Origin of the sequence: Blautia sp. OF03-13, from assembly GCF_003460685.1 — a bacterium.
In the GTDB taxonomy this organism is placed as follows: Bacteria; Bacillota; Clostridia; order Lachnospirales; family Lachnospiraceae; genus Fusicatenibacter; species Fusicatenibacter saccharivorans.
The window spans coordinates 47,179-65,909 of sequence record NZ_QTVR01000019.1 but is presented as its reverse complement, the minus strand read 5'-3'; the positions used below and the strand labels follow the sequence as shown (position 1 = coordinate 65,909).

The following is an 18,731-nucleotide window of genomic DNA, read 5'->3' as shown; positions in this document are numbered from 1 at the left end:
GCCATGCAGCTCTGTGCGCTTATGCGGTATTAGCAGCCGTTTCCAGCTGTTATCCCCCGGTATGGGGCAGGTCACCCACGCGTTACTCACCCGTCCGCCGCTCAGTCAATTAAGAATCAATCCGAAGAAATCAACTTAACTGCTTCGCTCGACTTGCATGTGTTAAGCACGCCGCCAGCGTTCATCCTGAGCCAGGATCAAACTCTCTGATAAAATGTTTGTTCCAAGTTCAAAATCAACATACTAGCTAATTTATCCCTTTTACTGTTTTAAGGATCTTTCGATCGTTTTGAATTACTTATTCAGAACTTTCGAGGATGTGTTTCATTGTTTAATTATCAAGGATCTTTGCTGTTCCGACTCGGATCAGCTCGTTTATTTTATCACAGAGCTTTTCGTTTGTCAAGAACTTTTTTGATTTATTTTTTGAAGTTTTTTTAACTTCTTCGCCGTTCTTTCGATCAGCAACTCATTTATTTTATCAAACTCATTCGCTTTTGTCAAGAACTTTTTTAATTTATTTTTTGGATTAGTTTTTTCAAACCTATCACCAACTCTGCTATCTTATCAGATGTGAAGCTGTTTGTCAAGAACTTTTTCCACAAAAAATATCATTTTGTTTTTGGCTTTTAAACGGAGAAGGAGGGATTTGAACCCTCGCGCCGGTTACCCGACCTACACCCTTAGCAGGGGCGCCTCTTCAGCCACTTGAGTACTTCTCCAAATGCCTAAATATAAAATGATATGTGCAGTCACTCATTCGTGACGCATGGTTTATTATACAAAAACCTTACGTTCTTGTCAACCCGTTTTTTCGAATTTTTTGTTTTTTTCTTACTATTATAGAAAATATGCCTTACAGAACCCAAATCAGCCCCCAGAATAGCAGAAAAGAGCGCATATCACGCTCTTTTCTGAAACCGCTACGCGGTTACGACGGCTTCAATTCTCTTCTTTACCATCTCGGCAATCTCTGTTGTCTTCATTCCCTGGTATTCCTCGTATGGGATCGGGTCGAGAAAATGGACTTCTACCGTTACATGACGGACGGTATTGGAGTCAAACGGAACAAAACAGTTTTTTAACGCAACCGGCACGATCGGGCATTTTGCTTTTACTGCGATCTTGAAGCTGCCGCTTTTAAACTCCAGCAGCTGGTTTCCCTTTCTGCTCCTCGTTCCTTCCGGAAACAGAATGACGTTTTTGCCTTCTTTTACGGCATCGGCCGCCTCATTGATAACCTGCATTGACTGCCGCAGATTCTCCCGGTCCATAAACAGCGCGTGGATGCACGCAAAGACCTGTTTTAAAAACGGAATATGCTCTACCTCTTTTTTGGCAACAACTGTAAAGGTACGCGAGCACGCTCCTGCGATCGCCAGCACATCGTACAGTCCCTGGTGATTCGGATACATCACAAAACCGTCCTGCTCCGGAAGATTTTCTGCTCCATAGGATTCCACAATGACGTTTCCGCCTTTGTTCGCCCGCTGTACAATAAAGCGCAGCATTTTAAAGTGCTCTTCCAGACTGTACTTGTCCGGATGCGCTGCATGGTAACAGAGCCGGCACCACATCCACGGAACCAGAAGCAGATTCCGCAGCACCATCAGTAAAATTCGTTTCATATTTTTCTTCCCTTCCCCAAACGAGAAAAACGTGCCTGAGCTTTTTTCTCTCAGACACGTTTTTCGACGCTGTATTATTCCTGCGTTTTCTCAGAAGCACTTTCGGTCTCTTCCACCGAAACCGGAGTCTCCTCGGATGCCTCTTTGTCTCTTACCTTTGCAATGCTGGCAACCTTGATTTCACCGTCCACATCCATCAGCTTGACACCGGACGTGATACGTCCCATAACAGAAATGCCGGAGCATGGTGTACGGATAATGATTCCCTCTGTGGTAATCATCATAATCTCATTATCCTCATTGACTGCCTTGGAACCGATCAGGTTTCCGGTCTTTTCGGTAATCTTATAGCATTTGACACCCTTGCCGCCGCGGAGCTGTACGGTAAACTCTGCCATCGGCGTCCGTTTGCCCATGCCGTTTTCGGATACGACAAGGAGATAGTCTCCCTGCGTGCAGATCTGCATGCCGACTACTTCATCGCCGTCCAGAAGGTTGATGCCGCGTACACCCATGGAAACACGGCCTGTCGTACGCACATCGTTTTCCTTGAAGCGGATACACTGGCCGAATTTCGTTACCAGAATAATCTCTTTCTCGTTATCAGTTGTCTTAACTTCAATCAGTTCATCATCATCGCGGAGCGCAATGGCAGCAAGACCCGTTTTTCTGACGTTCTCGTACTCTTCGAGCGGCGTCTTCTTCACCAGTCCCTTTTTCGTTGCCATAAACAGATAATGGCCCTTCTCATATTTGCGCATTGGAATAACAGCGGTAATCTTCTCTCCCGGCTGCAGCTGGAGAAGGTTGACAATCGCCGTTCCTCTTGCGGTTCTGGACGCCTCCGGAATCTCGTATGCTTTCAGACGGTAGACTCTTCCCGTATTCGTAAAGAACATGAGGTAATGATGGGTCGTCGTCATCAGAAGCTCCTCGATGTAGTCGTCCTCGATGGTCTGCATGCCCTTGATTCCCTTGCCGCCGCGATTCTGGCTGCGGAAGTTGTCAACGGTCATACGTTTGATATAGCCCAGTTTCGTCATGGTGATGACGGTATTCTCGCGCGGAATCAGATCCTCCATGGAGAGATCGTACTCATCAAAGCCGATGGAAGTTCTTCTGTCATCGCCGTATTTTTCGGATACGGTCAGAATCTCCCTGCGGATAACGCCAAGAAGCACCTTGCAGTCTGCGAGGATGGCTTTTAACTGCTCGATGCGCGCCATCAGCTCTTTGTACTCGTTCTCGAGCTTCTCCCGTTCCAGACCGGTCAGAGCGCGCAGACGCATGTCTACGATTGCCTGGGCCTGGGCATCACTCAGATCGAAGCGTTCCATCAGCTTCTTCTTCGCCTCTGCCGCATTCGCGGATGCACGGATGATATGGATCACTTCGTCAATATGGTCAAGCGCTTTTAAGAGTCCTTCCAGAATATGGCTTCTCTCCTGCGCTTTGTTCAGGTCGTATTTCGTTCTTCTCGTCACAACCTCTTCCTGGTGCTGCAGATAATACGTCAGCATCTCCAGAAGGTTCATGACTTTCGGCTGATTGTTTACCAGTGCAAGCATGATCACACCAAAGGTATCCTGCATCTGGGTATGTTTGTACAGCTGGTTTAAGATGACGTTTGCATTGGCGTCGCGGCGCAGTTCGATACAGATGCGCATACCCTCACGGTTGGAGTGGTCCGCAATGCCGGTGATGCCGTCGATCTTTTTATCTCTTACCAGCGCGGCGATGTTCTCGATCAGGCGCGCCTTGTTTACCATGTACGGGATCTCGGTTACGATGATCTCGCTCTTTCCGTTCGGCAGTGTCTCGATGTTTGATACCGCACGAACACGGATTTTACCGCGGCCGGTACGGTAAGCCTCGTCGATGCCGCGGGTGCCGAGGATTTCTGCTCCGGTCGGGAAGTCAGGGCCTTTTACAATGCCGAGAATCTCCTCGAGATCTGTCGTACGGTCCTCCTCGATGATATTATCAATAATTTTTACAATGGCACTTACCACCTCGCGCAGATTGTGCGGCGGGATGTTCGTTGCCATACCGACTGCGATACCGGAAGTACCGTTTACCAGAAGGTTCGGGTAGCGGGCCGGCATAACAACAGGCTCTTTTTCGGTTTCATCAAAGTTCGGGGCGAAGTCTACGGTGTCTTTGTTGATATCCGCCAGCATCTCCATCGAGATTTTGCTTAAACGTGCCTCGGTGTATCGCATAGCCGCAGCGCCGTCGCCGTCGACGGAACCGAAGTTTCCATGGCCGTCCACCATCGGATAACGGGTTGCCCAGTCTTGTGCCATGTTGACGAGTGCTCCGTAGATAGAACTGTCGCCGTGCGGGTGATATTTACCCATCGTATCACCGACGATACGCGCGCACTTACGGTGCGGCTTATCCGGCGTATTGTTCAGTTCACTCATGGAGTACAGAATACGTCTCTGTACCGGCTTTAAGCCATCGCGGACGTCTGGAAGTGCACGGGATGCAATTACGCTCATCGCGTAGTTGATGTAGGATTCCTCCATCGTGTCTTTCAGATCGACCTCGTGAATTTTATCAAAAACATTATCTTCCATCTTTTCCTCCACTTCAGTTCACAGGACTTTTTAGATATCCAGGTTGTTTGCGTATTTTGCTCTCTCTTCGATAAAGTCACGGCGCGGTTCTACCTTGTCGCCCATGAGCGTATTGAAGGTAAGATCAATTTCAGAAGAATACTCTTCATCGAACACAACGCGGCGCAGAACACGGCGTTCCGGGTCCATGGTGGTCTCCCAGAGCTGCTCCGCATCCATCTCTCCCAGTCCTTTGTAACGCTGGATCTTATTATCTCCGCGTCCGATCTCATTGAGGATCTGATTCATCTGATCGTCGTCGTATGCGTACCATACTTTTTTGTTTTTCTCAATCTTGAACAGCGGCGGCTGTGCCAGGTAAACGTGGCCCTGTTTGATCAGCTCCGGCATGAAGCGGTACAGGAACGTCAGCATCAGCGTGTCGATGTGCGCGCCGTCGACATCGGCATCGGTCATGATGATGATCTTGTCGTAGCGCAGTTTTGTGATATCGAAATCGTCGTGGATTCCGGTTCCGAATGCCGTAATCATCGCTTTGATCTCGGCATTGGCATAAATTTTATCGAGACGTGCTTTCTCTACATTCAGGATTTTTCCACGCAGAGGCAGGATCGCCTGCGTTGCACGGCTTCTCGCGGATTTTGCGGAACCGCCCGCGGAATCTCCCTCGACCAGGAAGATCTCACAGTTTTTCGGATCCTTGTCGGTACAGTCTGCCAGTTTTCCAGGCAGGGACATACCGTCCAGTGCGGATTTTCTTCTCGTCAGGTCACGCGCTTTTCTTGCAGCCTCTCTCGCACGCTGGGAAAGCAGGGACTTTTCAACGATCGTTTTTGCGACAGCCGGGTTCTGCTCCAGGAACAGCTCGAGCTGGGTGCTCACGATATTGTCGACTGCTCCTCTCGCCTCGCTGTTTCCAAGTTTCTGCTTTGTCTGGCCCTCGAACTGCGGCTCCTCGATTTTGATGCTGACAATCGCCGTCATACCCTCGCGGATATCCTCTCCGGTCAGGTTCGGTTCGCTGTCTTTTAACAGTTTATTTGCTCTTGCATATTCATTAAAGGTTTTCGTCAGCGCATTCCGGAAGCCCACGATATGGGTACCGCCCTCCGGTGTCGTAATGTTGTTGACAAAACCATACGTATTTTCCTGATAGGAATCGTTGTGCTGCATTGCAACCTCAACAAGAACGCCGTCTCTTTCTCCCTCGCAGTAGATGATGTCCTGGTAGAGCGCCGTTTTGCTCTTGTTCAGGTAGCTGACAAACTCTTTGATACCGCCCTCGTAGTGAAATGCTTTTTCCACTACCGGATCCGTGCGCAGATCGCGCAGAACAATGCGCAGTCCCTTGGTCAGAAATGCGGTCTCGCGGAGTCTTGTTTTTAAAACGTCGTAATCATAAACCGTCTCCTCGAACATCGTGTCATCCGGCAGGAAACGGACCTCGGTACCTGTTTTTTCGATCGGACAGGTATCGATAACCTCCAGCTTATTCATGGTTTTTCCGCGTTCATACCGCTGGAAGTAAACCTTTCCATCGTGATAAACGCGCACCTCAAGCCAGTTGGACAGCGCATTTACAACGGATGCACCAACGCCGTGCAGACCGCCGGATACCTTGTACCCTCCGCCGCCGAACTTTCCGCCTGCGTGCAGCACCGTAAAGACAACCTCAACGGCCGGAAGGCCCGACTTATGATTGATGCCGACCGGAATACCACGGCCGTCGTCGATGACAGTGATGGAGTTGTCCGGGTTAATCGTAACGTCAATATTTTTGCAGTATCCTGCCAGTGCCTCGTCTACCGAGTTGTCGACAATCTCATAGACCAGATGGTGAAGTCCCCGTGCGGAGGTACTGCCGATATACATACCTGGGCGCTTCCGTACGGCTTCCAGACCCTCCAGAATCTGAATCTGGTCTGCACCATACTCTGTCTTTTCCATGTTCTCTGTACTCATTTAGATTCCTCCTGTTTCTTTGTGAAACACAGATCCCTCGACCACCTGGAATACGCTGTTTGCCTCAAAATGATTTTCGACAAACTCGTCCAGTCCGGTACAGGTAATCAGTGTCTGTATGCTGTGAATGCTCTGCAGAAGATAATTCTGCCGGCTGCCGTCCAGCTCCGACAAAACATCATCCAGCAGTAAAACCGGTGTATCGTGAATTTCCTCCTCGACCAGACGGATCTCCGCCAGTTTCAGCGAAAGCGCCGCCGTCCTCTGCTGCCCCTGGGAACCGTATTTACGGATATCAATGTCGTTGACCCGCACACAGAAATCGTCCCGGTGCGGCCCGGTGTAGGACTGTCCGAAACGCAGATCACGCTCTCTTCCGGCTTTTAACTCTTCGGAAAACGCTTCCTCGGACACATTCGGTTCATAGGTAATCAGAATCTGCTCCTTTCCTCCGGTCAGATTCTGATGGATCTCGGATAAAATATCATTCAGGCGGCTGATAAATTTTTTCCGCTCGGAAATAATGCTTGTTCCATAGCGGACCATCTGCTCATCCCAGATCTCGAGTGTATCCGCCATTCTGCCGGAAAACGAAATCTCTTTAAGCAGCTTGTTTCTCTGCGCCACCACTTTATTATAATTGGCAAGCTCGATCATGTATAGTCTTGACAATTGACAAATTTCGCTATCCAGGAAACGCCGGCGCTCCGCAGGACCGTTTTTGATGATATTCAGGTCCTCCGGAGAGAAAAACACAATATTTACAATGCCAAAAAGTTCCGACGCTTTGCGGATCGGAACTCCATCGATGGCGATTCCCTTGGATTTATTTTTTTTCAGATGCATATCGATTTTATGCGTGCTGCCGTTCCGCTCCACCATCATCCGGATATGGGCTTCCTCCCGGTCAAACTGGATGATTTCGCGGTCCTTGCTGCCACGGTGCGATTTTGTCGTACCCGCGAGATATAAAGCCTCGAGAATATTCGTCTTTCCCTGGGCATTGTCGCCGTAGAGAATATTCGTTCCGGGGCTGATATTTATGCATAAACTCTCATAATTCCGATAGTTCTTCAGTTCTAAAGATTTGATATACATGAGCACTCGTCCGTGAAAAATTAGCTTAAGTTTTTAAGCCTTATTTTTTAATTTGTATCTCATTTCCATTGTAGCAGACAACATCTCCGTCATAGAGCTTGCGGCCGCGGCGGGTGTCTACTTCACCGTTTACGGTCACTTCGCCGTCCTTGATGACGAGCTTTGCTTCCACGCCGTCTTCTACCAGAGCCGCAGCTTTTAATGCCTGGCCCAGTTTGATGTAATCTTCACGCAGCGTAATAATTTCCATTTTTTCCTCCTGCACTGCCGTACCTTTTCCTCACGTAAGTTCGCAGTTTTCAACCTGTGTGGCTGTAAAACCGCTGAAAGTTCTTTCAGAAAAGGTTCCGGCAGATTTCAAACTTATGTGACTTATCTCACGGAATTGAAGTTTACCGGCAGAATCAGATAGATATAGCTCTCTTCTTCGTTCCGGATAAAACATGGAGCCTTCGGGTTGACCAGATAAATCGAAATCTCCTCGTCGTCAATAACACGAAGTGCATCGATCAGGAATTTCGGGTTAAAACCGATCATAATATCCTTGCCTTCTTTGTTGATATCGATCTCTTCTTTCATGGAACCCATCGCGGAGTTGATCTGCAGTTCCATCGCTCCATCCTGGATGTCGATGATGATCGGTTTTTTGTCGCCTTCTTTGACAAGAAGCGTCGCACGGTCGATACAGCTTAAGAATTCTTTTTTGTTGATCGTCACTTTTGTCTCGTAATCACTCGAAAGCATCTGGTCGATGCGGAAATATTCACCGTCGATCAGTCTGGAAACGACCGTTGTATCATCGAACTTGAACATAATGTGGTTTTCCGAGAAGTAAATATCAATCTGATCATCCATCTCGCCGGACAGAATTTTGCTGATTTCGTTCAGGGTTTTTCCCGGAACAACGACTTTTCGGTCCGGATACGAATCTTTCAGCTCAATTCTGCGGATCGCAATACGGTGTCCGTCCAGAGATACGACGCGAAGTGTGTTATCTTTGATTTCAAAAAGCTCACCGGTCATCAGTTTGTTGTTCTCATTGGCTGCAATGGAGAAAATGGTCTGACGGATCAGTTCTTTTAAGGTGAACTGGGAAATGGAAACACAATCGGAAGTTTCGAGAATCGGCAGATAGGAAAAATCTTCTCCTGACTGTCCCGGAATGTTAAATTTTGCTTTTTCACACGTAATCGTGGTTACCAGATTTTCATCTGTTTCTATTGTAACCTGATTATCCGGAAGTTTTCTTACGATCTCAGAAAAAATCTTTGCATCCAGAGCAACAATACCGCGTTCCAGAATCATACCTGTGACGATGGTTTCGATTCCGAGTTCCATATCGTTGGAGGTAAATTTGATCACGTTGGAAGATGCATCAATCAGAATGCATTCCAGAATCGGCATGGTTGTTTTACCGGAGACAGCTTTCATAGCGATACCAACGCTTTTTACAAGGTCTGCTTTGTCAAACACTAATTTCATAATTGTGGATAACTCTCCTTTCCTCACTGCTTGGTGAGTCTGCTTATAAAGAAAAAATATAGTAAAAATCCGTAGTCTTAGTCGTAGGGGCTGTGGATATGTGGAAAACCCCGTCAAGAATGCGGAAATACTGGAAAAATCGATCTGTATAACTCTGTGAATAATCGAACGTGAACCTGTGTATGAAATGTTGATAACTTCAGGCCCCAAATTTGTCCACAATTCATCCACAGGCTTTCCACATCGGTTTGTGTATAAATAAGGGCCTGTCAACCGATGAGTTTCTTCTTATATAAATGTAAATCGTTTTTAACCGTTTTGACAGAGTTACAAAGGCTCCGCCTATTTCGACGGGTTGATCTTCTTCTTTAAGATGTCTACCGTGTTGCGGACACTGTCTTTAGCACTCATTTCCTTTTCGATCTTCTCAATGCCGTGCATGACAGTGGTATGATCGCGGTCGCCCATCATTTTTCCGATTCCGGTTAGCGGGGCATCGAGCATTTCGCGGCACAGATACATTGCGATCTGGCGCGGGAATACGATTTTGCTGCTCCGCTTGCTGCCGACAATGTCGGACGGCGTAATATCGAAGTGATCTGCAACGGTGTCGATGATAAATTCCGGCGTGATCACCTTCTTCTCGTTCGGGGAGATGATGTCGCGCAGCACCTGCTCTGCAAGATCAATGTTGATTTCACGTTTTTCAAGGTTTGCGTATGCAATGATTTTGTTGAGAGCGCCTTCCAACTCACGGATGTTCGATTTAATATTGGAAGCGATGTATTCGATCACATCGTCGCTGACGGAATAGCCGTCTAATTCCTGTTTCTTTCGGAGAATGGCGATTCGCGTCTCATAATCCGGGCTCTGGATGTCGGCAAGGAGTCCCCATTCGAAACGGGAACGGATGCGGTCTTCCAGGATATCCATGTCTTTCGGGGGACGATCCGAAGAAAGGATGATCTGTTTGTTGGCGCCGTGCAGCGTATTGAAGGTATGGAAAAACTCTTCCTGCGTGGATTCCTTTCCTATAATAAACTGCACATCATCGATGAGAAGTACGTCGATATTGCGGTATTTCTCACGGAATTTGGTCATTGCGGTGTTGTTGCTGTTTCGGATGGCCTCGATGACTTCATTGGTAAATTCTTCACTCGTTACGTAGAGAATCCGCGAAGACGGGTTCTTCTGAAGAATAAAATGTGCGATCGAGTGCATCAGATGGGTTTTGCCCAGTCCAACACCACCGTATAAAAACAGCGGATTGTAGATTTCTCCCGGGGATTCGGCCACGGCGAGAGAAGCTGCATGGGCAAATTTGTTATTGCTGCCGACCACGAAGGTATCAAAGGTATACTTTGGATTCAGGTTCGGCACATAGAGATTTTTCTGGACGGGAGCAGGCGCTTTTTCCTGTTTCACTTCTTCCGGAAGAATAAAGCGGATCTCATAGTTGACACCTGTGATTTCCGCGATTGCCACTTTAATAGGAAGAGTATATTTTTTGCTCACGTAATCGAGACCCATTTTTTCGGATGGAACCAGGATTGTGATCAGATTGTCCTCAACCGAATGGATCGTAAGTGGTTCAATCCATGTAGTAAAGGAGATCTCAGATAATTCGTGCTCGTCCCGCACTCTCTGCAGTATTTCTTTCCATTTATCTTGTACGATTTCCATGCTTTTTCTGTCGCTCCGCTTCTATAATCATTGCTTTTTGGGGATAACTTCTGTCTGGAAAACGAAATTTTCCCCGAATAGTCGCATTTTTACTTCTATATGATATAATAAAATGCCGTTTTATTCAACCCAAAAATGTGGATAATTATTTTTTTATCCACAGAATGTGTAAAAAATTTTCCTGTTGATGAAATGGAGGATAGTTTGTGGATAACAGGGAATCTTATGTTGATAAAATTGTGGATAGAGGGCTGGAAAAACCGAAATGTGTAAAGTCTGGAAAACTTATATACACATTATACATGGCGTAAATACTGGAAAAATTAGAAATGCCCACAGGTTGTACACAGCAAAACCGAAAGTTATCCACAAGGTTATCCACAGATTGTGGATAATGTTGATTACGGTTACAAGATATCGTGTGGAAAGCGCAAAAATCGAACTGGTATTTGTACGCGTGCGGCGGACAGTGTGGATAAGTTGTGGATAAACCGAAAATCAGCACACGGAAGGCACGGGCAGCGGCAGACCGGAAAACCGCGTTAGAGCGGCATTTTTCCCGAAAAAAACTGCGAAAATTATTGATTTTAGGGTTGACGAAATGGGGGTTTATGAATATAATTGAAATGATGTTTTCTGTCATACATGTAGTGAAATACTGCCTTGCAGGCAGTTATTGATTAGAATTTAAAGGAGGTGCCTTATCTTATGAAAATGACATTTCAGCCGAAAAAAAGATCCAGAGCTAAAGTTCACGGATTCAGAGCAAGAATGAGCACAAAAGGTGGAAGAAAAGTTTTAGCTGCAAGAAGATTAAAAGGAAGAAAAAAATTATCAGCATAAAACCAAAGGCCGCATAAAATTTATGTGGTCTTTTCTTCTATCTAAAGCTATTCAATGAAAAGAAAATTTAGACAAATCATGAAGGAAAGAATGGATTCATGAAATATTCGGAAAGCCTGAAAAAAAACAGAGATTTTCAGCTGGTTTATAAGCAGGGAACATCGTTTGCAAACCGATTTCTGGTCATGTATGTGAAGAAAAATCAGCTGGGACGGAACCGGATTGGAATTTCAGTAAGTAAAAAGGTGGGAAACAGCGTTGTGCGCCACCATCTGGCGAGACTGATCCGGGAGAGTTATCGTCTGCATGAAGAGGAATTTCAGTGTGGAATGGATGTAGTTGTGATCGCAAGAGTTAATGCAAAAAACTGTACGTATTTCGAGATAGAGGGAGCACTTTTGCATCTGGGAAGACTACATCATATATTAAAGGAAACAGAAAAATGAAGACGGTATTGATAAAAGGTATCCGGTTTTATCAGAAGTACCTGTCTCCTCTGAAGAGGGTGCACTGCCCTTATACGCCGACCTGCTCGCAGTACGGGCTGGAAGCGATTCAGAAATATGGTGCTTTCAAAGGAAGTCTGCTGGCATTATGGAGAATACTGAGATGTAACCCGTTTTCACACGGAGGTTACGACCCTGTGCCGTAGATAAATAAGGAGGAAAAGACGTTTTGGATATCGTACTGAGTAAGTCAACGTGGCCGATTATCGGGTGGGTATGCCAGATCCTCGGCTGGCTGATCAATGGAATTTATTTTTGCCTGGAAAAAATTGGAATTCCGAACATCGGTATTGCGATTATTCTGTATACGATTATCATTTATCTCGTTCTGACGCCGCTTCAGATCAAGCAGCAGAAGATGTCGAAGATGATGAGCGTAATGCAGCCGGATCTGCAGAGAATTGAAAAGAAATATCAGAACAAAAAAGACCAGGCTTCTCAGATGAAAAAATCTGAAGAAACCATGGCAGTTTATCAGAAATACGGTGTCTCCCCGACAGGAAGCTGCAGTACACTGCTGATTCAGATGCCGATTCTGCTTGCACTGTACCAGGTTATCTATCATATTCCGGGATATATCGGAAGTGTCCGCAATGTATTCCAGGGACTGACAACACAGATGATGGGTGTATCAGGATATTCTGACATCCTGACACAGTTTATCACAGATAACCGTGTTACCATGTACAGTAAAGTAAGTGAAACATTAACCGAAAATAACCTTCTGGACATGTTTTATGTGCTGAAACCGTCCCAGTGGACGAAGCTGGCCGATATCAGCGAGTTCTCCGGTATTGCGGATACCATTACAAAAACCGCCGCGGAGTCCAAACATATCAACATGTTCCTTGGATTTAATATTACACAGTCTCCGATGGATGTCATCCGCGAGGGTATGGCAAACGGATCTGCTCTTCTGATTGCAGGAGCAATTCTGGTGCCGGTTCTGGCATGGTTTACCCAGTGGCTGAACTACAAGCTGATGCCGCAGGCACCATCTTCCAACAACGGAAATAAGACAGCAAATTCCATGGAAAATTCCATGAAGACCATGAACACGGTAATGCCTGTTTTTTCCGCATTTATGTGTTTATCGTTCTCCATCGGTATTGGTATTTACTGGATTGCAGGTGCGCTTGTTCGAAGCGTACAGCAGGTTGTGATCAACCGTCATATGTCCTCGATTGACATGGATGAGGTGATCCGCAAAAATCAGGAAAAAGCGGCCAAGAAGAGAGAAAAAGCCGGCCTTCCGCCGCAGAAAATCACACAGGCTGCAACGCAGAGTGTGCGTAATATTCAGGTACAGGAGAACGAAGAGCCGTCTGCTGAGGAAAAAGAGGCAGCAAGAAAAGCTTCGACTGAGTATTACAACAGTAATCAGGAATACCGCGCCGGAAGCATCGCTGCGAAAGCAAACATGGTAAAACAGTTTGATGAAAAGAACAGCAAAAAGAAAAAATAGGGGGTAAATCTTTATGGAGTTTATCGAAGTATCCGCAAAAACCGTGGACGACGCTATTACAAAAGCCTGCATTGAGCTTCAGGCTGCCAGCGATAAACTGGAGATCCAGGTCATCAGCGAAGGCAGTTCCGGATTCTTTGGAATCGGAAGTAAACCGGCTGTGATCCGTGCCGCTGTAAAAGCCGCACCGGAAAAAGAACCGGAAGCACCCCAGAAACCAGAGAAAAAAGAGGCAGCTCCTGCACCGGTAAAGGAAGCGCCGAAAAAAGAAGCTGTAAAAAAAGAAACAGAAAGAAAAGCTGCTCCGCGTCAGGCAGAAACTGCAAGACGCTCCGAGCCAAGAGAAGAGCGTGAAGTAGTTCAGAGAACAGACGAGGAAATCGCCCAGATCAAGGCAACGGCACTTGAGTTCTTAAGCGGTGTATTCAAAGCCATGGAGCTCCCGGTTGAGATCCAGATGGAGTACAATGCCGAGAACGATTCTCTTGAAGTTGATTTTGCCGGTGAGGATATGGGCATCCTGATCGGAAAACGCGGACAGACACTGGATTCCCTTCAGTATCTGACCAGCCTTGTGGTCAACAAAGAGCAGAAGGATTACGTTCGTGTCAAACTTGATACGGAGAACTACCGCAAACGCAGAAAAGAAACACTGGAAAATCTGGCAAGAAACATCGCTTACAAAGTGAAAAAGACCAGAAGACCGGTTTCTCTGGAGCCGATGAATCCTTACGAGAGAAGAATCATCCACTCTGCACTGCAGGGAAATAAATTTGTGGAGACCTACAGCGAGGGCAGCGAGCCATACCGCCACGTAGTTGTAGCGCCGAAACGATAAGAAAAGCGTAAAAAATATGCAAAAAGACGGTACCTGTGTAAAATACGGGGTACCGTCTTTTCTGGTTTTCTGCTAAAATGGAACTATTCAGAGCCATGCGAAAGGAAAGAAAAAATGTGGATCTGAATACTGGGATCCCCAAAAAGAGAGGTTTTAGAAAGGACTGGAAACAATGGCAGGATTTCATTTGGATGATACGATTGCTGCGGTGTCCACAGCGATGGCGCCGGCGGGCATTGGTATTGTAAGAATCAGCGGAAACGATGCGTTCGAAGTGGCGGACCGCGTATTCCGTGCAAAAAAAGAAGGAAAAAAGCTTTCCGCGGTCAAATCGCACACCATTCATTATGGCTGGATTACCGAAGGGGAGGAAGTGATTGATGAGGTCCTTGTCATGGTAATGAAAGGACCGAAAACATATACAGGTGAAAATACCGTCGAGATCGACTGTCACGGCGGTGTGCTGGCGGTAAAAAAGGTGCTTGAGGCAGTCTTACATGCGGGCGCGCGGGCGGCAGATCCGGGCGAGTTTACGAAACGGGCGTTTCTGAACGGAAGAATGGATCTGACGCAGGCCGAAGCGGTCATGGATGTTATTTCGGCGAAAAGTGCCTATGCCTTAAAAAGCTCCGAGAGCCAGCTTCGCGGAACGGTGAAAAAGGCGATCCGGGCAATCCGCAAGAAGCTGATTTACGAGATCGCATTTATTGAGTCGGCGCTCGATGATCCGGAGCACATCAGCCTGGACGGGTATCCAAAGCGGCTGGCCCAGGTTGTTGCGGAGCAGAAAAAGCAGGTGGAAAAGCTGCTTGCATCTGCGGATGAGGGCAAGATGATCCAGGAGGGCATCAAGACGGTGATCCTTGGAAAACCGAATGCCGGAAATCATCGCTTTTAAATCTGCTGGCAGGCGAGGAAAAAGCGATTGTGACGGATATCGCCGGAACGACACGCGACGTGCTCGAGGAAAATCTGGTCTTAAAGGGCATTTCCCTTCGGATTCTGGATACGGCGGGGATCCGAAAAACGGCGGATACGGTCGAGAAAATCGGTGTGGATCGTGCTTTGGAGCATGCAAAGGACGCAGATCTGATTCTCTATGTGGTGGATGCATCCGTGCCGCTCGATGAGAATGATGCAAAAATCATGGAAATCCTGAAAGGGCGCAAGGCGATTGTGCTGCTGAATAAGTCGGATCTGACTGCGGTGATCGAAAAAGAGGAGATGGAGCAAAAGACAGGCGCTCCGGTCATCAGCATTTCCGCGCGGGAAGAGACGGGTATGGAAGAGCTGGAGGAACAGATGAAAAAGATGTTTTTCCAGGGCGAAATTTCGTTCAACGATGAGGTTTACATCACGAATGCGCGCCACAAGCAGGCGCTCCTTGCGGCAAAAAAGAGTCTGGAGCTGACGGCAGAAAGCATCGAAATGGGTATGCCGGAGGATTTCTTTTCCATTGATCTTATGAATGCGTATGAGGAGCTGGGTTCGATCATCGGTGAAGCGGTGGGAGAAGACCTTGTGAATGAGATTTTCAGCAAATTCTGTACAGGTAAATAAAGGCAGCAAATGCAGATTACGAAGATCTGCCGGAATAGAGTTACAAGGAACGACAGCCGGATTTTGACAGAGTAAAAAGCTTAAGACAGAATCTGAAGCTGTAGATAGAGAAAGAGGATAAAAGAAAAATGGCAGTTTTAGAAGAAACAATTGATATTGCCGTCATCGGCGCAGGCCATGCGGGATGCGAGGCAGCGCTTGCGGCAGCGCGGATGGGGCTGGAAACGGTTGTATTTACGGTAAGTGTCGACAGCATCGCCATGATGCCGTGCAACCCGAATATCGGAGGCACGTCGAAGGGACACCTCGTAAAAGAAATCGACGCGCTCGGCGGCGAGATGGGCAAAAATATTGACAAAACGTTCATACAGTCGAAAATGCTGAATCAATCGAAGGGACCGGCGGTGCATTCGCTGCGTGCGCAGGCGGATAAGCGGGCGTACAGCCAGTCGATGCGCGAGGTTCTCGAAAATACCGATCATCTGACGATCCGCCAGATGGAGATTGCGGAGCTGATCGTGGAAGACGGTGTTCTGACGGGTGTAAAGGCCGTTTCCGGCGCGGTTTACCACTGTAAGGCTGCCGTCCTCTGTACCGGCGTTTATCTGAATGCACGGTGCATTTACGGCGATGTGAGCACGTATACCGGCCCGAACGGCCTGCAGGCGGCGACGCATCTGACGGATTCCCTGAAAGCGAACGGCGTGGAGATGGTGCGTTTTAAAACAGGAACACCGGCGCGTATTGACAAGCGGAGCATTGACTTTTCGAAAATGGAAGAGCAGTTTGGCGATGAGCGCGTTGTGCCGTTCTCATTCTCGACCGATCCGGAGAGCGTACAGATCGATCAGGAATCCTGCTGGCTGACGTATACGAATGAAGAAACGCACAAAATTATCCGCGAAAACCTCGACCGGTCGCCGCTGTATTCCGGCATGATCGAGGGAACAGGCCCGCGGTACTGTCCATCCATTGAAGATAAAGTTGTAAAATTTGCCGATAAAAACCGCCATCAGGTGTTCCTGGAGCCGGAGGGACGATACACGAACGAGATGTACGTCGGCGGCATGTCAAGCTCGCTGCCGGAGGATGTGCAGATTGCGATGTATCACACCGTGCCGGGTCTGGAGCATGCAAAAATTGTGCGGAATGCGTATGCGATCGAGTACGACTGCATCAACCCGAGACAGCTTCTGCCGTCCCTCGAGTTCAAGGCGATCAAAAATCTGTTTTCCGGCGGCCAGTTTAACGGTAGTTCGGGATATGAAGAGGCTGCGGCACAGGGTCTGATCGCGGGTATCAACGCAGCGCTTTGCGTACAGGGAAAAGAGAAATTGGTGCTCGACCGTTCGGAGTCGTATATCGGCGTTCTGATCGACGACCTTGTGACGAAAGAGAACCATGAGCCGTACCGTATGATGACGAGCCGCGCGGAATACCGTCTGCTGCTCCGTCAGGACAACGCGGATCTGCGTCTGCGCAAATACGGCTACCGCGCAGGTCTGATCAGCGAGGAGCAGTATGAGGCACTGAAAGTAAAAGAACAGCGGATTCAGGAAGAGATTGAGCGCGTGGAGAATACGTATGTGGGAACGAGCTCGAACATCAATGAGCTTCTGGAAGAGTATGGATCAACGCTGCTTTCCGGCGGAAGTTCGCTCGCAGAGCTGATCCGCCGACCGGAGCTGAATTATAAGATGCTGGCGGAAGTAGATCCGAAAAGACCCAAGCTGCCGGAGGATGTGCAGGAGCAGGTCAACATCAACATCAAGTACGACGGCTACATTAAGCGCCAGATGAAGCAGGTGGAGCAGTTTAAGAAGATGGAAGAGAAGAAGATCCCGGAGAACATCAATTACGACGAGATCCAGAGCCTGCGCATCGAGGCGAAACAGAAGCTGAACCTGTACCGTCCGATCAACATCGGCCAGGCATCACGTATTTCGGGCGTTTCCCCGGCGGATATTTCGGTTCTGCTGGTGTATCTGGGACATAAATAAAGGACAGATATGCGTGCCTGAATTACGTTCTTATGCAGCGAAACCGCAAGTGCTTTCACGCTGCGTGGATCGTAACAAAAAGTGCAGCGGGCACTTGGAAGAATAGAGAAGAACGGAGAACAACATGAAAGAATACAATCTTGAAGGATTTGAGCGCGGCCTTTTTGAGCTTGGAATCACACTTTCCGAACAGCAGAAGACGCAGTTCCTGCAGTATTATGAGCTTCTGGTGGAGTGGAACTCGTTTATGAATCTGACGGCGATTACGGAGTTTGATCAGGTGATTACGAAGCATTTCCTCGACAGCCTGTCGCTGGTGAAGGTCTGTGATGTGGCACAGGCGGGACGCATTCTCGATGTGGGAACGGGAGCCGGTTTTCCGGGAATCCCACTGAAAATCGCGTTTCCGGAGGTGGAAGTTGTACTGCTGGATTCACTGAATAAGAGAGTGAAATTCCTGAATGAGGTGATCGGACAGCTTGGCCTTTCGAAAATCACGGCGGTTCACGGAAGAGCCGAGGATTTCGCACGCCAGAAGGATTACCGGGAGCAGTTTGATCTCGTGGTATCGCGGGCAGTGGCGAATTTAAGCTCGCTTTCGGAGTACTGTCTGCCGTATGTGAAGGTGGACGGACGGTTTGTTTCGTATAAATCGGGCAAATTGAATGAGGAGCTTGCCGCAGCTCAAAAAGCGATTCATGTGCTCGGCGGCGAGGCAAAAGAGCCGGTTTACTTCCAGCTTACGGGAACCGAGGATGAGAGATCGTTTGTCTGCATCGAGAAGGGGAAGGCAACGCCGAAAAAGTATCCGAGAAAAGCGGGAACACCGGCGAAGGAGCCGATTCAGTAAAGAATAGTATATTTTGAAAACTGAGAGTCGCATTCTCGTTACTTCAATGATGAGTTAGACGCGCAAAATTTTGAATAAAAAAGCAAGGCAGCATACCACAGAGAAATTTGTGGCATGCTGCCTTGCTTTTTTGTTGGGAGAATAATGGTCAGATAAGTGAACATAATAGACCATCATATAAAAAATATGTGTTCCCAGAGATGCTTTATTATAATGTGTTTGAAAAGAGAAGTT

At 47.6% G+C, this 18,731-nt stretch carries 14 protein-coding genes, 1 tRNA gene, 1 rRNA gene and 1 pseudogene; 8 read left to right on the top strand and 9 right to left on the bottom strand.

The features are described from left to right. The 9 genes from DXA55_RS13560 to dnaA all read right to left on the bottom strand — a co-directional run. Positions 1 to 213 (bottom strand): 16S ribosomal RNA (locus tag DXA55_RS13560); the annotation flags it as partial. A 421-nt stretch (positions 214 to 634) separates the two neighbouring features. Then, a tRNA-Ser gene (locus tag DXA55_RS13555) sits at positions 635 to 722 on the bottom strand. 201 nt (positions 723 to 923) lie between these two features. After that, complete coding sequence (locus tag DXA55_RS13550) at positions 924 to 1,628, bottom strand: lysophospholipid acyltransferase family protein (protein ID WP_117814443.1); 705 nt, start codon at positions 1,626 to 1,628, stop codon at positions 924 to 926. 74 nt (positions 1,629 to 1,702) lie between these two features. After that, on the bottom strand, positions 1,703 to 4,210 hold the full coding sequence (gene gyrA, locus DXA55_RS13545) for a DNA gyrase subunit A (RefSeq protein ID WP_117814442.1): 2,508 nt from the start codon (positions 4,208 to 4,210) through the stop codon (positions 1,703 to 1,705). A 30-nt stretch (positions 4,211 to 4,240) separates the two neighbouring features. After that, a complete protein-coding gene (gene gyrB, locus DXA55_RS13540; RefSeq protein ID WP_117814441.1) occupies positions 4,241 to 6,172 on the bottom strand; it encodes a DNA topoisomerase (ATP-hydrolyzing) subunit B in 1,932 nt (643 codons plus the stop codon). After that, positions 6,173 to 7,270: a DNA replication/repair protein RecF gene (gene recF, locus DXA55_RS13535; RefSeq protein WP_022462276.1), complete on the bottom strand. Its 1,098-nt coding sequence runs from the start codon at positions 7,268 to 7,270 to the stop codon at positions 6,173 to 6,175. 40 nt (positions 7,271 to 7,310) lie between these two features. Next, the gene (locus DXA55_RS13530; protein WP_022462275.1) at positions 7,311 to 7,520 is read right to left on the bottom strand and encodes an RNA-binding S4 domain-containing protein; all 210 of its coding nucleotides are present in this window, start codon (positions 7,518 to 7,520) and stop codon (positions 7,311 to 7,313) included. 122 nt (positions 7,521 to 7,642) lie between these two features. Continuing rightward, a complete protein-coding gene (gene dnaN / locus DXA55_RS13525; RefSeq protein ID WP_022462274.1) occupies positions 7,643 to 8,752 on the bottom strand; it encodes a DNA polymerase III subunit beta in 1,110 nt (369 codons plus the stop codon). Between the two features lie 342 nt (positions 8,753 to 9,094). Then, entirely contained in the window at positions 9,095 to 10,435 is a 1,341-nt protein-coding gene (gene dnaA, locus DXA55_RS13520) for a chromosomal replication initiator protein DnaA (protein ID WP_022462273.1), read from the bottom strand. A 708-nt stretch (positions 10,436 to 11,143) separates the two neighbouring features. Here dnaA and rpmH point away from each other — a divergent pair. From rpmH to rsmG, 8 genes and pseudogenes are all read left to right on the top strand, one after another. Then, the gene (gene rpmH, locus DXA55_RS13515; protein WP_005952426.1) at positions 11,144 to 11,278 is read left to right on the top strand and encodes a 50S ribosomal protein L34; all 135 of its coding nucleotides are present in this window, start codon (positions 11,144 to 11,146) and stop codon (positions 11,276 to 11,278) included. 98 nt (positions 11,279 to 11,376) lie between these two features. After that, on the top strand, positions 11,377 to 11,724 hold the full coding sequence (rnpA, locus tag DXA55_RS13510; protein WP_117814440.1) for a ribonuclease P protein component: 348 nt from the start codon (positions 11,377 to 11,379) through the stop codon (positions 11,722 to 11,724). After that, positions 11,721 to 11,930 (top strand): membrane protein insertion efficiency factor YidD, encoded by a 210-nt coding sequence (gene yidD, locus DXA55_RS13505; protein ID WP_022462271.1) that lies wholly within the window; start codon positions 11,721 to 11,723, stop codon positions 11,928 to 11,930. Before rnpA ends, yidD begins: the two co-directional genes overlap by 4 nt. Before the next feature lie 23 nt (positions 11,931 to 11,953). Further along, a complete protein-coding gene (gene yidC / locus DXA55_RS13500; protein WP_117814439.1) occupies positions 11,954 to 13,249 on the top strand; it encodes a YidC/Oxa1 family membrane protein insertase in 1,296 nt (431 codons plus the stop codon). A 13-nt stretch (positions 13,250 to 13,262) separates the two neighbouring features. Beyond that, positions 13,263 to 14,087: an RNA-binding cell elongation regulator Jag/EloR gene (jag, locus tag DXA55_RS13495; RefSeq protein WP_117814438.1), complete on the top strand. Its 825-nt coding sequence runs from the start codon at positions 13,263 to 13,265 to the stop codon at positions 14,085 to 14,087. Between the two features lie 172 nt (positions 14,088 to 14,259). Further along, positions 14,260 to 15,647: pseudogene (gene mnmE, locus DXA55_RS19375) on the top strand (tRNA uridine-5-carboxymethylaminomethyl(34) synthesis GTPase MnmE). Positions 15,648 to 15,775: 128 nt separating this feature from the next. Further along, entirely contained in the window at positions 15,776 to 17,647 is a 1,872-nt protein-coding gene (mnmG, locus tag DXA55_RS13485; protein WP_117814437.1) for a tRNA uridine-5-carboxymethylaminomethyl(34) synthesis enzyme MnmG, read from the top strand. A gap of 124 nt (positions 17,648 to 17,771) precedes the next feature. Further along, the gene (gene rsmG, locus DXA55_RS13480; protein ID WP_117814436.1) at positions 17,772 to 18,497 is read left to right on the top strand and encodes a 16S rRNA (guanine(527)-N(7))-methyltransferase RsmG; all 726 of its coding nucleotides are present in this window, start codon (positions 17,772 to 17,774) and stop codon (positions 18,495 to 18,497) included. Positions 18,498 to 18,731: the final 234 nt, after the last annotated feature.

What these genes read in the sequence shown, in the direction of transcription:
- DXA55_RS13550 (WP_117814443.1), bottom strand. Translation starts at nt 1,628, where the DNA reads ATGAAACGAATTTTACTGATGGTGCTGCGGAATCTGCTTCTGGTTCCG.
- gyrA (WP_117814442.1), bottom strand. Translation starts at nt 4,210, where the DNA reads ATGGAAGATAATGTTTTTGATAAAATTCACGAGGTCGATCTGAAAGAC.
- gyrB (WP_117814441.1), bottom strand. Translation starts at nt 6,172, where the DNA reads ATGAGTACAGAGAACATGGAAAAGACAGAGTATGGTGCAGACCAGATT.
- recF (WP_022462276.1), bottom strand. Translation starts at nt 7,270, where the DNA reads ATGTATATCAAATCTTTAGAACTGAAGAACTATCGGAATTATGAGAGT.
- DXA55_RS13530 (WP_022462275.1), bottom strand. Translation starts at nt 7,520, where the DNA reads ATGGAAATTATTACGCTGCGTGAAGATTACATCAAACTGGGCCAGGCA.
- dnaN (WP_022462274.1), bottom strand. Translation starts at nt 8,752, where the DNA reads ATGAAATTAGTGTTTGACAAAGCAGACCTTGTAAAAAGCGTTGGTATC.
- dnaA (WP_022462273.1), bottom strand. Translation starts at nt 10,435, where the DNA reads ATGGAAATCGTACAAGATAAATGGAAAGAAATACTGCAGAGAGTGCGG.
- rpmH (WP_005952426.1), top strand. Translation starts at nt 11,144, where the DNA reads ATGAAAATGACATTTCAGCCGAAAAAAAGATCCAGAGCTAAAGTTCAC.
- rnpA (WP_117814440.1), top strand. Translation starts at nt 11,377, where the DNA reads ATGAAATATTCGGAAAGCCTGAAAAAAAACAGAGATTTTCAGCTGGTT.
- yidD (WP_022462271.1), top strand. Translation starts at nt 11,721, where the DNA reads ATGAAGACGGTATTGATAAAAGGTATCCGGTTTTATCAGAAGTACCTG.
- jag (WP_117814438.1), top strand. Translation starts at nt 13,263, where the DNA reads ATGGAGTTTATCGAAGTATCCGCAAAAACCGTGGACGACGCTATTACA.
- mnmG (WP_117814437.1), top strand. Translation starts at nt 15,776, where the DNA reads ATGGCAGTTTTAGAAGAAACAATTGATATTGCCGTCATCGGCGCAGGC.
- rsmG (WP_117814436.1), top strand. Translation starts at nt 17,772, where the DNA reads ATGAAAGAATACAATCTTGAAGGATTTGAGCGCGGCCTTTTTGAGCTT.